The organism is Rhodopila sp. (assembly GCF_965277825.1).
In the GTDB taxonomy this organism is placed as follows: Bacteria; Pseudomonadota; Alphaproteobacteria; order Acetobacterales; family Acetobacteraceae; genus Rhodopila.
Genome location: NZ_OZ255846.1, coordinates 1,631,126 through 1,643,452, shown reverse-complemented (window position 1 = coordinate 1,643,452; position 12,327 = coordinate 1,631,126). Strand labels below are relative to the sequence as shown.

Below are 12,327 nucleotides of genomic sequence, written 5' to 3'. Positions count from 1 at the left end.
TGGACCAGGAACGGGGGGAACCGATGTCTGACATCCTGATCGCCGGCGCCGGCCTCGGCGGCCTGACCGCAGCGCTGGCGCTGCTGCAGCGCGGCCACCAGGTGCGCCTGTTCGAGCAAGCCAGCGAACTGCGCGAGGTCGGTGCCGGCGTGCAGCTCGGGGCCAACGGCACCCGCCTGCTGATCGCGCTTGGCCTGCGGGACGCGATGCAAAAGGTGGTCTGCGCCGCCACCGGCAAGGAGGTCCGCCTCGGCACCACCGGGCAAAGTTGGCCGACCTTCGATCTCGGCGAGAGCTCGGTCGAGCGGTTCGGCGCGCCGTACTGGATGGTGCATCGCGGCGACTTCCATCGGGTGCTGCTGGACGCGGTCCGCGCCGCCAGTCCCGATGCGATCCGCGCCGGCGACGGCTGCGTCGGGTTCGACCAGACGGACGCGACGGTCACCCTGCACCTGGCCAGCGGCGCCCAGGCCAGCGGCGATCTGCTGATCGGCGCCGACGGCGTGCATTCCCGCATCCGTCAGCAGATGTTTGGCCCAGTCCCAGGACAAGGAGGCGCGGCGCACTTCACCGGCATCATGGCATGGCGCGGGCTGGTGCCGATGCAGCGCCTGCCGCCGCATCAGCGCCGCCTGATCGGCGCCAACTGGATGGGCGTCGGCGGCCATGTGGTGACCTATCCGCTGCGCCGCGGCGAACTGCTGAACTTCGTCGGCGTGGTGGAGCGCGACGACTGGCGCGAGGAATCCTGGAACCAGCCCGGCAGCCGCGAGGAATGCCTGCGCGACCTCGCCAACTGGCACGAAGACGTCAAGACCATCATCCGCAATATCGATACGCCCTACAAATGGGCTCTGCTGGGGCGCGAGCCGCTGGCGCACTACGCCCAGGGCCGGGTCTGCGTGATGGGCGACGCGGCGCATCCGACGCTGCCGTTCCTGGCCCAAGGCGCCAACATGGCGCTGGAGGACGCAGTGGTGATCGCCCGCTGCCTGAATCTTGAGGAAAACCCCGAAACAGCGCTGCGCCGCTACCAGGATGCACGGCTGCAACGCACCGCGGCGATCGTGCGCGGGTCGTCCGACAACACCCGGCGCTTTCATAACCCGGCGCTGGGCAGTCCGGAGGGCGCCGCCGCCTATGTCGAACGGGAATTCCTGCCGGAGAAGATCAAGCAGCGCTATGACTGGCTATACGAATACGATGCGTTGACGGTGGCGCTGTAGCTATTGCGCCGCCGGCTCGCAGATCGATTGGATCGGTTGCCCGGCCAGAAGCTTGCGGACGAACGGCAGCGAGTCCTTCTGCGACGCGTTCATCGTCTGGCCGTGATCGAGCCCGGTGTAGAGATGCGCCTCCACCGTCGACCCTTGGGCGCAGGCATTGCGCACCAGCGCCAACTGGCCCGCCGGGGAGACGTCATGATCTTGCGTGCCGGTGCCGACGAACAGCGGCTGGGTCAGCTTGACGGTCGGGAATTCCAGCTCCGGCAGCACCGCGGCGAGCGCCTTTGGAAACGCCGGTGTCAGCGCGTTGCCGCGGTTCAGCCCGGCCCGCCCTACGGCGTAGAACAGCGGTCCGACGCAGAGAGTGCGGGCCTTTTGCAACAGCGGCAACGCCCGCGCGGTGACCAGTTGGTCGTCTGCAATCGAAGGATCGTACTGCTGGATCATGATCCCAAGGTAAAGGCTGTAGGTGACCGTCGGATCAGCCACGTCCGGCGGGGTCGGCCGCGGATGCAACATTGCCGGTCCGAGGAACGGTACGCCGGTCGCCACGCTGCCGCGGATGTCGATGTCGGGCGCATAGGAAGGCGCGATGCCGGCGGTGGCGAACGCCGCGCCGCCGCCTTGCGACTGGCCAATGACGACGACCCGATTGGCGACCTCGGGGAAGGCCTTCAAGACGGCGCGGATGCTGTCCAGCACACTGAACGCCGCGGGCCGCACCGCCAGATACGGATGCGGTCCCGGTGTGCCGAGCCCCTGGTAGTCGGTCGCAACGATGGCATAGCCCTGCGCGAGCCATGCATTGAGATACTCGGCATCACGCGGCGTCCGGGGCGTCCATGACGGGGCGCAGACATCGGCGACGCCGGTGGTGCCATGCGCCCAGGCGACCAGCGGCCAGCCGCCCTCCGGCGGGGTTCCCTTGGGTGCGAAATAGGCGCCCGAAACGACGACCGGCGTCTTGGCGTCGATGCCGTCGGTCGAACTGTAGAGGATGCGGAATTGCTGGCCCGCCATCGCCAGCCCAAATGCCGGGTCGAGCGGTTCGGTGCGCAGCATCTGCCCAGGTGCGGCGGGAATCTCGCCGGCCCACGTGTAAAACGCCGAGACGCCGCCATCGCCTTGCCGCGGATCCGGCGCCGGCACCTGGTTGGCCCCCGCCGGGATGATCGCGGCAACCAGGAGGGTGGCGGCTATTGCCAGGATCCTCCCTGGGTGACGCGAAGCGGCGCGCATCAAAGCCGGCCAGACGCCCGAGCGATCACGAGCGACGCACTCCGCGTGCACCGTGGTTGCGAAAAAATGCGGCTTCGGCCTCGTAGTCGAAATGGTTCCAGGGGTACGCGGCAAGCACCGGGTAGCGTTGCTGCCAATCACCATTCGCTGCGTCCTTCACCAGCCAGTCGCAGAATGCCCCGACGGCCTCGGCATAAGTCGTCGCCGGCGAATATCCCAATCCTCGTGCAGCCCGGCAATCGAGGACAAACGGCCGCGGCACCGACCACGGCGTCCGGCCGATGAGCGGAGAGTCGCCCGGCGCATCGATCGGTATGACGCGACCCCGGTAGTCGAGATGCCGCGCGATGCATGCGGCGATCTCGGCCACCGTGGGCGCATCAGGGTCGGCAATGTTCAGCACCCGGCTGCTCGGCGTTTCGGCGGCGGTGCGGACCAGAGCAGCGATGTTGGCAACCGCCGAGGTGTGGAAGCGGCTGGTGCCCTGGTGCCAGCGGTATCGCCGGGCGGCGGTCCAGCATGCGCTTGACCAGCCACCACTCCCTCGGATGGCGGGAGTTCCGACCGTATATCGCCCACGGCCGCAAGATCGTGACGGGGGTGGAAGCGTGGTCCAGCAGATGGCGCTCCAGGGCCACCTTCCGCGTCGAGTAGGTCGTTGGCCCTGGATCGACCGTCGGATGGGTCTCAGGGATCGGGTCGGGCAGTTCCGGGAAGCCGGTCTCGGCCGCCTCGTCCAGCGTCCGGCCGAGATCATCCCGATAGACGCTGGCGGAGGACACCACGACGAAACAGCCGATGCTGGCCTGCACGGCGATCAACTGGCTGGCATGATCTCGATCGTAGGCGGTGGTGTCGATCAGGGCGTCGGCACCGGAGCCGAGCGCCCCTGCCAGTTCGTCTCGATCCCGTTCCAAGGCTACCACCCTGGCGCCCCGCTCGATAAGGTCGCGCGGCGCCGGGCGGTGGCCGCGATGGGAGATCGTGACGCTCCAGTCGGCGGCGAGAAAATCGCCTGCGACCGCCCGGCCGATCTGTCCGGTTCCACCCAGCACGAACGCGTGTCGTTGCATGGCTCTGGTTTCGTTATCCGATGTCGAGACGGGGCAAGCATCGTCGCGCTTGGGTCCGCTGTCCAGCAGCGTCGAGTCTGCGACTCGCGCCCGTCCGGTAGTTAAGGGTTGGTTAAGGATTTGGCCGGTAGATTTGTGCTGTTTGGCTCCAACCGGAGAGGTCCCATCGGCGTCATGGGCACTGCACCCGCCTCGGCGAAAACGCAAAAGCGCTGTAGGAGCTGGCGTCGCAGCCGTGCCGACAGCGCCCTCGGTGGCTGTCCCAGCATCCCCGCATGACCCATATTGCATTGCGCAGAGCCCGCGACCTGCTGGCGCGCGGTGACGACGAGGCAGCAAAGCTGGCCTATCTCGATGTGCTGCGGGCCGATCCAACGCATTGCGCCGCGCTGACCGAGCTTGGGGCGCTGGCTCATGCCGGCGGTTTCGTGTCCGCCGCGCGGGATGCCTATCGCCAGGCGGTGCGGTTTCATCCCGCCAGCAAGGCGGCCCAGGCCGGCTACGCCTATCTGTTGAGCGAAGCCGGCGACCTGCAGGCGGCTCGGTGCCACTACCAGGCGGCGTTGGCGGTCGATCCCGATCTGGCGGAGGCGCATCAGGGACTGGCACGGGTCCTGACCGAGATCGGGGAAGATGCCACCGAACACTGGCGCAAAGGCTTCGCCGGGCGGGCGGTGGTGCGGCGGCGCTATCGCGGCACCGGAGCCGGCATTGCCCTGCTGCTGCTGGTGGCGGCGGTCGGCGGCAATATCCCGACGCAGCACTGGATCGACGACCGGGTGTTCGCGGTGACCGCGGTGTATGCGGACTTCTTCGACCCGCGCGATCCGCTGCCGGCGCATGCGTTGATCGTCAACGCGATCGGCGACGCCGACCTTTGCGCCCGGGCTCTGGCGAACGCCGAACGCATCGTCGCCGTCAGCACCGCCCCAGTGATCAACTCGCCAGCCAGGGTCTGTGTGACCGGCCGGTGGCACAACGCCCAGCGGCTGGGCGCCATTACCGATGTCAGGACACCAGGTATCGGCGGTTTGTCCGACGTCGAGCGGATCGGATTTCCGCTTCTGTTGCGCAGCCCAGGCTATCATACCGGGCAGCACTTCGTTCGGGTCGAAACGTCGGCCGGACTGGCTGAGGCAGCCGCGTCGCTGCCCGACGGCGAACCTCTGGCGATCGAATACCTGAATGCGCGCGGGGCCGACGGCATGGCGCGCAAATATCGGGTGATGTTCATCGGAGGCGCGCTTTATCCGCTGCATCAGGCGATCTCGGCCGACTGGAAGGTGCACTACTTCACTGCCGCGATGGCCGAAAATCCAGCATTCCGCAATGAGGAATGCAGCTTCCTGGACAACATGGCGGCGGTGCTGGGCGGTCGCGCGATGGCCGCATTGAGCAAGATCCAGGCGGCGCTGGGGCTCGACTATGGCGGTATCGATTTCGCCTTGGCGGCGGATGGGTCGCTGCTGCTGTTCGAGGCCAACGCGACGATGGCGATGCTTCCACCCGAGGGCGATCCGATGTGGGATTACCGCCGCCCCGCGATTACCGCCGCGCTGACGGCGGCGCGGAACTTGCTGGGGCGAGCCGGGTCGATTTGATCGAGAACGCAGGCCTTGCCGGGATGCCGCCATCGTCGATCCGGGTCAGCCGCCGGCGGCGTTCCGCTCGGACCGGCGAAGCGGATGGGGAGGTCTCGGCGGAGACCTCGTTTCTGGTGGTTCGCACCATGCGCGATCGTCAGATGATGATTTTCGCCGCTGGGGTCTACCGCGACCGATTGCGGCCGGACGGTTCCGGGGCGTTGCGGTATGCCGACCGGGTGGTGGTGTGTGACAGCCAGCGATTCGATACGCTGCTGGCGATTCCGCTGTAGCGTCAGCACCTGCCCCAAGCTACCTGCCACGCCTTTGCCCGCGCGCGGAAGCCGTGTGGAACGGTATCGTAACAGTCCGGTGCCGGCAGTTGGATCCAGGGCTGGGCGCTGCGAACGAACATGTGAAAGGCTGGAACCAACCAGGAGGTGTCGTCCAATCCGCCTGCCCGCACAGTGATTGACTCTGGCCGACCTGCCCTGCTGCCGTGGATACGGCCGCCGCAATCGGCGCAGAACCAGGACACCGTTTCGACGCCCGTGGGGGACAGCCGCCGCCAGGCTTTCGGCTGGCCCCGAAGGATACGAAATGTTTCGCTTCGAACCGGCATGTTCATTGCGAACGCGCCGCCGGACTGACGCTGGCAGTTGGTGCAGTGACAGGCGTAGAGCAGCAGCGGAGCCGCGCCGATCTCGTAACGGATCGCCCCGCACGGACATCCGCCGGTCAGCGGCAGCGGACGCAGGCCTCGGTCGGTGGGGGTTTTGGGTTGGCCGCTCATGTCGTCGTTCGCCCTGCCGATGGCCGGACACATGCAGGCCTCACCCCTGCGCCAGATAACGCTCGAACGCCGCAAGCGTCGCCTCCGAGACATGGTGCTCGATGCCTTCGGCGTCCGACTCGGCGGATTCGAACGGGACGCCGACGGCCAGCAGCAGGTCGACCACCACGCGGTGCCGGGCGCGCACCCTGGCGGCGAGATCCTCGCCGGCTTGGGTCAGGAACACGCCGCGGTATGGCTTGGCCACCGCCAGCCCCTCGCGCTTCAGGCGGCCGATGGTCTTGATCGCGGTGGCGTGCGCCACGCCCAGCCGACGGGCGATATCGGTCGGGCGGGCCTCGCCGCCGTTGCTCAGAAGGTCGGAGATCAGCTCGACGTAATCCTCCAGCAGCGCGCCGGACTGGGCGGTGCGTGCCTTGCCGAATCGGCTGGCCTGGGTGGGTTCCTCGGGCAGCGCCGCGGCGGAACGGTTCGGGAGATCGCTCATGGAGGCTGACATCGCTGGATTGTCCGATGAAGGTCTGCCTAATTCGGCAAACTTTGCAACAGCAGGATACCATTCAGCAGCAGAACCAGCGTCGTCGCCGCCGCGGCCACGACCTGCATGCCCCGGCTGATGACGAAGCCCGCCATCACCTGGGGCCGGCGGATCAGCACTAGGAGCGCGATCATCGGCACCGGCAGCACCAGGCTGAGCACCACCTGACTGATCACCAGCGCATCGGTCGCATTGACCCCGATCGCCACCACGATCACCGCCGGCACCATGGTTACCGCTCGACGTAGCCATATCGGAATACGGACCGCGACGAAATCCTGCATGATGACCTGGCCGGCCATGGTGCCGACGACCGAACTCGACAATCCCGAAGCCAGCAGCGAGGTCATGAAGGCGCCGGCCGCGACCACGCCCATCAGCGGCAGCAAGGTATGGTAGGCCGCCTCGATCTCGCCGACATCGGCATGGCCGTTGTGGAACATGGTCGCCGCCATCGCTACCATCGCCATGTTCACCAGCCCGGCCAGTGTGAGCGCCAGCAGCACCTCGGCGTTGGAGTAGCGGATCAACCGCCGCCGCTCGCTATCCGAACGCGGGCTGACCCGACCGGTCACCATCGCCGAGTGCAGGTAGATCGCGTGCGGCATGACGGTGGCGCCGACGATGCCGACCGCCAGCGTGACGCTGTCCGGTCCGGCGAGTTGCGGCACGACGGAATGGTAGAAGAACTGGCCCCATTGCGGTGGCGCGATGAACAGTTCAACCAGGTAGGCCAGGCTGATGACGCCGACGAAACCGGCGATGATCAGCTCGATCGGCCGGAAGCCACGATTCTGGAAACTCAGCAATGCCCAGGTGATGGCGAAGGTGATCAGCAGCCCGACCAGCAGCGGCAGGTGAAACAGCACGCTGATTCCGATCGCCGCGCCGATCGATTCAGCCAGGTCGGTGGCCATCGCCGCGACCTCGCTGGCCAGCCACATTGCGATCACCAGGGGACGCGGGAAATGTATCCGGCACAGCGCGGCAAGACTGTGCCCGGAGACGATGCCGAGACGGGCGGACAGCGCCTGGAATAGCATGGCTATGACGTTGGCCAGCAGCACGACCCACAGCAACATGTAGCCGTGCCGTGCGCCGGCCTGGATGTTGGTGGCGAAATTGCCGGGGTCCATGTAGGCGATCGAGGCAACAACCGCCGGGCCGATGAACGGCAGCAGCCCGCGCAGACCCCGTCGCCCGCCGCCGAGCGCGATTTGGCCGGCGCTTGCGGTCCGGTCGGACAGGTTCGAACGCGTCGCCGCGTGGCTCATCAGCGGGTCAATCCTGCCCAGCATGAAGCTTGCGCCATATAATACGCCTTTCGACACAGAATGTAGTCTAGGCTACAATTTGAGTCGAGAACTTTGGTGATGCCCAGCCGCTGTCAACCCCTCCACCACCGTTCTGGCGCGACGCTTGGCGCGGGTAACGGGCGGCTGATCGCTGCCGGCTTTCTCCGGCCGTGAAGTGTGCTAAAGCCCCCGCCCCATGCGTCATTTCCTCGACTTTGAAAAACCCATCGCCGAACTCGAAGGCAAGATCGAGGAACTGCGGCGGATGTCGGAGCCGGACGGCATCAACATCGCCGACGAGGTTTCCCGGCTGACGTCGGTAGCCGACAAACAGTTGCGCACCACCTATTCCCGGCTGACGCCGTGGCAGAAAACCCAGGTGGCGCGTCACCCCGATCGGCCGAAGGCGCAGGACTACATCGACGGCCTGATCACCGAGTTCACCCCGCTGGCCGGTGACCGGGCGTTCGCCGACGACGCCGCCGTGCTGGGCGGCATGGGTCGTTTGCACGGCCGTCCGGTGATGGTGCTGGGCACCGAAAAGGGCACCGATACCGAATCCCGGGTGAAGCACAACTTCGGCATGGCGCGTCCGGAAGGCTACCGCAAGGCGCGCCGCCTGGTCGAACTCGCCGGGCGGTTCGGCCTGCCGGTGCTGAGTTTCGTCGACACCTCCGGGGCGTTTCCCGGCATCGAGGCGGAGGCCCGGGGTCAGGCCGAGGCGATCGCTCGTTCGATCGAGGCGTGCCTTGAGGCGCCGGTGCCGATCATCGCCACCATCATCGGCGAGGGCGGGTCCGGCGGCGCGATTGCACTGGCTTCAGGCGACCGCGTCCTGATGTTGGAGCACGCAGTGTACTCGGTGATTTCCCCCGAGGGCTGCGCCAGCATCCTGTGGCGCGACGCGGCGCAGGCGGCGCAGGCGGCCGAGGCGCTGCGGTTGACCGCAGACGACCTGCTGCGGCTGAAGCTGATCGACCAGATCGTCGCCGAACCACTGGGCGGTGCGCAACGCGATCGAGCCGGCACGGTTCAGTCGGTGGGCGCGGCGATCGACGACGCCTTGAGCAGCCTGAACGGGTTTGATGCGTCCTCGCTGCGAAGCCGACGCCGGGAGAAATTCCTCGGCATGGGACGCGAGGCGATTTCGTAACGTTTGCCGCGCCGTGGTCGGGTGGCGATGCCGCGGGGACGTCCGGCGCGGTCCCGTCGGACGTGGGGTGGCGCCGCGTATGGCCGAAACAGCGAAATCCTGGCAAGCTGGTCACTGGGTCACCGCCATCGGTTGCAATTCACACCGATTGCGAGTCCTTGAAGGTTTTCGGTCAAACGTCATGCGCGAAGAAATAACGGCCTACAAACGAGAGCGCGTCCTGGAAGAAGCGGTCAAACTGTTCTATCAGCGTGGCTTCAGCGGCACCACGCTGGATGACATCGCCGGGGCACTCGGGGTCACCAAGCCGTTCATCTACACGCATTTTCGCAGCAAGGTCGAATTGCTGGAGGCGATCTGCCGTCCGACTATCGAGATGTCACTTGACGCGATCACCGACGCGGCCAGGCAGTCCGGCCTGGCCTCGCGGCGGCTGTTCGATGGGATCGTTAACTTCAGCCAGGTTGTGCTGCAGCGGCAGGCCAATATCGCAGTGTACTTCCGTGAGGAAAAGCATCTGTCGGAGCCCGGCCTGGCGGAAATCAACGCGCTGCGCAAGCGGTTCGACCGGGTGCTGAGCGACCTGTTGGAAGAAGGCTCCGCCGCCGGCGAGTTCCAAATCGTCGATGTCCGCGTTGCCGCCCTGGCGATCGGCGGCATGGTGAGCTGGGCCTACACCTGGTACCAGCCCGACGGACGCCTGCCGATCGAGGAGGTGGGCAAGAAACTGGCGCACTTTGCCCTGCAACTGGCGGGAGGACATCTGCCGGTGAGCGAGGCGCCGGGGGCGCCGCCCGCGACTACTCCACCTTGAAGCCGCGCTTCACCCAGATCGCGCGGGCCGCCGGGCTCGACAGGAAGGTCAGGAAGGCGTGCGCCTGCGGCGTGTCGCCGGCTTTCACCACGGCAAACGGGTAGGTGATCGGATCGTGGCTGCTGTCGGGAAACACGCCGGCGATGGCGACCGCCTTGGAAATCGCGGCATCGGTGCTGTAGACGATGCCGGCGGGTGCCTCGCCGCGCTCCACCAGCAATAAAGCGGAGCGCACATCGGGGGCGGCGGCGATCCGCGGAGAGACCTTGTCCCACAAGCCCAGCTTGCGCAGCGCCTGTTCGGCGTAGATGCCGGCGGGAACATGCGCCGGGTCGCCGGTGGACAGCCGGCCGTTCGGGCCCAGCAGCGCCAGCAGGTCGAAGTCGGGACCGATGTTGACGTGGACCGGATGATTGGCCGGCACGATCAGCACGAGATCGTTGCCGAGCAGATCGTGGCGCGTATCCGGCACGATCATCTTGTCTTTCGCCAAGTAGTTCATCCACTTCTCGTCGGCTGAGGCGAACACGTTGACCGGCGCACCCTCCTGGATCTGGCGCGCCAGGGTGGAACTGGAATCGAACGACATCCGAGGAGCCGGGTGCCCGGCCTTCACCCACAGCGCCGAGATGTCCTGCATCGCGTTGGTCAAACTGGCGGCGGCGAACACCGTCAAAGTCTTTGCCCGGGCCTGCAACGGTGCCAGGATCAGCATCAGGAACAGCAGAATACGCATGGCGCCTCGCAAATTCAGTGGGTAATCGTTCGAGTGGTGCCGGCGATCGCCAGAAGCTGGTCCCGGGTCAGGGTGCGGCCATAGACAACGGCATTGAACAACGCCGCCAGCGTCAGCGGATCGCCGCCGCGCAGCCAGGCCAGGCCAAGCAACCGGTTGATCGAGGGCGGTTCCTCGACCCAGCCGAACGGCATCGACGGCGCGATATAGGCGTGACCGTCGCGCACCGCGCGCAGGCTGGCCCAGGGCGCGGTGGCCAGGATCGGCTTCGCCGTCGGGTCGGCCAGGATGATGATGTCGGGATCGAGTTGGCGGATGGCCTCGACGCTGGCCGGGCGGAACGTGCCGGTGCCGTCCGGGGCGACCACTTGCCAGCCCAGGCGACGGAAGATCCCCGTTACGTCGGTGTCGGGTGCGGCGACCATAAGTCCCTCGGCGCCACGCGCATACAGCACGCGCGGGTGACTGTTGGCAGGGGCTGGCAGTGCCAGGATCGCCTCGGCGCAGCGGGCGACGGCCTCGGCCTGACCCGGTTGGTGCAGGATCCGGCCGATGTCGCGGGCGACCCTTGGGATCTGGTCTAGGGCACCGTCGAACAGCAGCGTCGGGATGCCGGTCTTGCTTTGGGTTTCCCGTGCCAGTTGCTGGTAGCGCGGCGATACCGTGCCGTAGTCGATGATCAGGTCGGGGTGCAGCGCCTGTATGTCAGCCGTCCTATCCTGCTTCCCGGTCAGGCGCGGCACCGCGGGCAGCGAATTTGTCGCCGGCGCCAGCGCGGCGCGCGCCGCTTCGCCGGGCAGCTCTGGAAGGCCGAGCATCTGCGCCGGGGCGATGGCGGCGAGCAGAACCTCGGCCGGTGGGCCGGCGGGAAGCACGCGGTGTGGATTGTCCGGGATCACGACGCTGCGTCCGGTGGCGTCGGTGACCTCGGCGGCTTGTGACGGAACTGCGGCCGCGTACAGCAGGAGCAGGGCTAGCACCGCGCGTTTCATCGGTTCGGCCTCATGTGAGCGACGATATAGCCAACCCGACACAACGACAATGGGCGGGCCGCCAGGTGCATCGAAGCGCGCTGGGTTCCGGCGGTTGATCTCCTGTGGGAGGCGTGTTTCGGTGCGCCATGGCAGCGCTGAAGACATCGTCGGCGGATCCAAAACGCTCGGCAGGAAAAAAAGCTGCGGCGGCGATCAGACCGACAAACCGGCTGAGCATCCGGGTGGACCTGGCGTCGGGCGCCCGCATCGGTCCCGGCAAGGTCGCCGTGCTGGAGGAAATCGCTCGGTCGGGGTCGATCTCGGCGGCGGGACGGGCGTTGCATATTTCCTACCGGCGGACCTGGGAACTGGTCGAGGATCTGAATGCCTCGCTGGGGGCGCCGGTGGTGCAAGCCGCAGCCGGGGGCAGGCGCGGGGGCGGCGCCAGCCTGACCGAACTGGGCCAAGCGGTGGTCAGCCGCTATCGCGCCATCGAGCGGGATTGTGTCGAGGCGGCGCGCCGACATCTGACTGTGTTACAGCGCGCGGTTCGGGCGCAGCGCGGGGAGTGAACAGAACGCGCCCGACCGGACTACATACTGGCTGCTTCACGTCGAGCAGTAAATCGGCGATATCCTGCCGTGTTGTTCAGGAGACCAGAGATGAAGCTATCCGCTCGCAACCAGATCGCTGGCACGATCCACACCGTGAAGCCCGGCGCGACGACTACCCATGTCACGGTGGAGATCGCAGGCGGTGTAACGATCACCGCTTCGATCACCAACGAGGCGGCCGAGGAACTGGCGCTGAAACCGGGTATGAAGGCGTTCGCCGTGGTGAAGGCGTCTGACGTGATGGTCGGCGTCTGACCAACCGTGGCCGGCCGGCGGTGGATGTCCGCCG

15 protein-coding genes are annotated in these 12,327 nt (G+C 66.9%); 7 read left to right on the top strand and 8 right to left on the bottom strand.

From position 1 onward, the window contains the following. Positions 1 to 23 precede the first annotated feature (23 nt). Positions 24 to 1,226, top strand: a complete 1,203-nt coding sequence (locus tag ACQY4T_RS08310) for an FAD-dependent monooxygenase (protein ID WP_428540021.1) — start codon at positions 24 to 26, stop codon at positions 1,224 to 1,226. On the opposite strand, the gene ACQY4T_RS08305 is transcribed toward ACQY4T_RS08310, so the two are convergent. From ACQY4T_RS08305 to ACQY4T_RS08295, 3 genes are read right to left on the bottom strand one after another with little or no spacing between them, the layout of a single operon-like run. Beyond that, complete coding sequence (locus ACQY4T_RS08305; RefSeq protein ID WP_428540018.1) at positions 1,227 to 2,465, bottom strand: alpha/beta hydrolase; 1,239 nt, start codon at positions 2,463 to 2,465, stop codon at positions 1,227 to 1,229. Between the two features lie 25 nt (positions 2,466 to 2,490). After that, on the bottom strand, positions 2,491 to 2,868 hold the full coding sequence (locus tag ACQY4T_RS08300; RefSeq protein WP_428540015.1) for a hypothetical protein: 378 nt from the start codon (positions 2,866 to 2,868) through the stop codon (positions 2,491 to 2,493). Then, positions 2,846 to 3,538 carry an NAD-dependent epimerase/dehydratase family protein gene (locus ACQY4T_RS08295; protein WP_428540012.1) on the bottom strand — a complete coding sequence of 231 codons (693 nt, stop codon included), beginning with the start codon at positions 3,536 to 3,538 and terminating at the stop codon, positions 2,846 to 2,848. Before ACQY4T_RS08295 ends, ACQY4T_RS08300 begins: the two co-directional genes overlap by 23 nt. Positions 3,539 to 3,813: 275 nt before the next feature. On the opposite strand from ACQY4T_RS08295, the gene ACQY4T_RS08290 reads away from it, so the two are divergent. Further along, on the top strand, positions 3,814 to 5,139 hold the full coding sequence (locus ACQY4T_RS08290) for a hypothetical protein (protein ID WP_428540009.1): 1,326 nt from the start codon (positions 3,814 to 3,816) through the stop codon (positions 5,137 to 5,139). Continuing rightward, the gene (locus tag ACQY4T_RS08285; protein WP_428540006.1) at positions 5,136 to 5,414 is read left to right on the top strand and encodes a hypothetical protein; all 279 of its coding nucleotides are present in this window, start codon (positions 5,136 to 5,138) and stop codon (positions 5,412 to 5,414) included. The genes ACQY4T_RS08290 and ACQY4T_RS08285 overlap by 4 nt, the downstream gene beginning before the upstream one ends. 2 nt (positions 5,415 to 5,416) lie before the next feature. Here the strand turns inward: ACQY4T_RS08285 and ACQY4T_RS08280 are convergent, their stop codons facing one another. The 3 genes from ACQY4T_RS08280 to ACQY4T_RS08270 are packed head-to-tail and all read right to left on the bottom strand — an operon-like array spanning position 5,417 to position 7,726. After that, on the bottom strand, positions 5,417 to 5,914 hold the full coding sequence (locus ACQY4T_RS08280) for a GFA family protein (protein WP_428540003.1): 498 nt from the start codon (positions 5,912 to 5,914) through the stop codon (positions 5,417 to 5,419). Positions 5,915 to 5,954: 40 nt separating this feature from the next. Next, positions 5,955 to 6,401: a manganese-binding transcriptional regulator MntR gene (gene mntR, locus ACQY4T_RS08275; RefSeq protein ID WP_428540000.1), complete on the bottom strand. Its 447-nt coding sequence runs from the start codon at positions 6,399 to 6,401 to the stop codon at positions 5,955 to 5,957. 38 nt (positions 6,402 to 6,439) lie between these two features. Continuing rightward, positions 6,440 to 7,726, bottom strand: coding sequence for an Nramp family divalent metal transporter (locus ACQY4T_RS08270; protein ID WP_428539997.1), 1,287 nt, complete (start codon positions 7,724 to 7,726; stop codon positions 6,440 to 6,442). Between the two features lie 217 nt (positions 7,727 to 7,943). Here ACQY4T_RS08270 and ACQY4T_RS08265 point away from each other — a divergent pair, with 217 nt between their 5' ends. Beyond that, complete coding sequence (locus ACQY4T_RS08265) at positions 7,944 to 8,900, top strand: acetyl-CoA carboxylase carboxyltransferase subunit alpha (RefSeq protein ID WP_428539994.1); 957 nt, start codon at positions 7,944 to 7,946, stop codon at positions 8,898 to 8,900. Positions 8,901 to 9,081: 181 nt separating this feature from the next. Beyond that, entirely contained in the window at positions 9,082 to 9,714 is a 633-nt protein-coding gene (locus tag ACQY4T_RS08260; RefSeq protein WP_428539991.1) for a TetR/AcrR family transcriptional regulator, read from the top strand. On the opposite strand, the gene modA is transcribed toward ACQY4T_RS08260, so the two are convergent. Both modA and ACQY4T_RS08250 read right to left on the bottom strand, forming a co-directional pair. Next, positions 9,701 to 10,450 carry a molybdate ABC transporter substrate-binding protein gene (gene modA, locus ACQY4T_RS08255; protein ID WP_428539988.1) on the bottom strand — a complete coding sequence of 250 codons (750 nt, stop codon included), beginning with the start codon at positions 10,448 to 10,450 and terminating at the stop codon, positions 9,701 to 9,703. The genes ACQY4T_RS08260 and modA overlap by 14 nt on opposite strands. Before the next feature lie 14 nt (positions 10,451 to 10,464). Beyond that, positions 10,465 to 11,442 carry an ABC transporter substrate-binding protein gene (locus tag ACQY4T_RS08250; protein ID WP_428539985.1) on the bottom strand — a complete coding sequence of 326 codons (978 nt, stop codon included), beginning with the start codon at positions 11,440 to 11,442 and terminating at the stop codon, positions 10,465 to 10,467. A gap of 224 nt (positions 11,443 to 11,666) precedes the next feature. On the opposite strand from ACQY4T_RS08250, the gene ACQY4T_RS08245 reads away from it, so the two are divergent. Next, positions 11,667 to 11,996, top strand: a complete 330-nt coding sequence (locus ACQY4T_RS08245) for a winged helix-turn-helix domain-containing protein (RefSeq protein ID WP_428539982.1) — start codon at positions 11,667 to 11,669, stop codon at positions 11,994 to 11,996. 90 nt (positions 11,997 to 12,086) lie between these two features. Then, positions 12,087 to 12,293 (top strand): TOBE domain-containing protein, encoded by a 207-nt coding sequence (locus ACQY4T_RS08240; RefSeq protein ID WP_428539979.1) that lies wholly within the window; start codon positions 12,087 to 12,089, stop codon positions 12,291 to 12,293. The last annotated feature ends 34 nt before the right edge of the window (positions 12,294 to 12,327 follow it).

What these genes read in the sequence shown, in the direction of transcription:
- ACQY4T_RS08310 (WP_428540021.1), top strand. Translation starts at nt 24, where the DNA reads ATGTCTGACATCCTGATCGCCGGCGCCGGCCTCGGCGGCCTGACCGCA.
- ACQY4T_RS08305 (WP_428540018.1), bottom strand. Translation starts at nt 2,465, where the DNA reads ATGCGCGCCGCTTCGCGTCACCCAGGGAGGATCCTGGCAATAGCCGCC.
- ACQY4T_RS08295 (WP_428540012.1), bottom strand. Translation starts at nt 3,538, where the DNA reads ATGCAACGACACGCGTTCGTGCTGGGTGGAACCGGACAGATCGGCCGG.
- ACQY4T_RS08290 (WP_428540009.1), top strand. Translation starts at nt 3,814, where the DNA reads ATGACCCATATTGCATTGCGCAGAGCCCGCGACCTGCTGGCGCGCGGT.
- ACQY4T_RS08280 (WP_428540003.1), bottom strand. Translation starts at nt 5,914, where the DNA reads ATGAGCGGCCAACCCAAAACCCCCACCGACCGAGGCCTGCGTCCGCTG.
- mntR (WP_428540000.1), bottom strand. Translation starts at nt 6,401, where the DNA reads ATGAGCGATCTCCCGAACCGTTCCGCCGCGGCGCTGCCCGAGGAACCC.
- ACQY4T_RS08270 (WP_428539997.1), bottom strand. Translation starts at nt 7,726, where the DNA reads ATGAGCCACGCGGCGACGCGTTCGAACCTGTCCGACCGGACCGCAAGC.
- ACQY4T_RS08265 (WP_428539994.1), top strand. Translation starts at nt 7,944, where the DNA reads ATGCGTCATTTCCTCGACTTTGAAAAACCCATCGCCGAACTCGAAGGC.
- ACQY4T_RS08260 (WP_428539991.1), top strand. Translation starts at nt 9,082, where the DNA reads ATGCGCGAAGAAATAACGGCCTACAAACGAGAGCGCGTCCTGGAAGAA.
- modA (WP_428539988.1), bottom strand. Translation starts at nt 10,450, where the DNA reads ATGCGTATTCTGCTGTTCCTGATGCTGATCCTGGCACCGTTGCAGGCC.
- ACQY4T_RS08250 (WP_428539985.1), bottom strand. Translation starts at nt 11,442, where the DNA reads ATGAAACGCGCGGTGCTAGCCCTGCTCCTGCTGTACGCGGCCGCAGTT.
- ACQY4T_RS08240 (WP_428539979.1), top strand. Translation starts at nt 12,087, where the DNA reads ATGAAGCTATCCGCTCGCAACCAGATCGCTGGCACGATCCACACCGTG.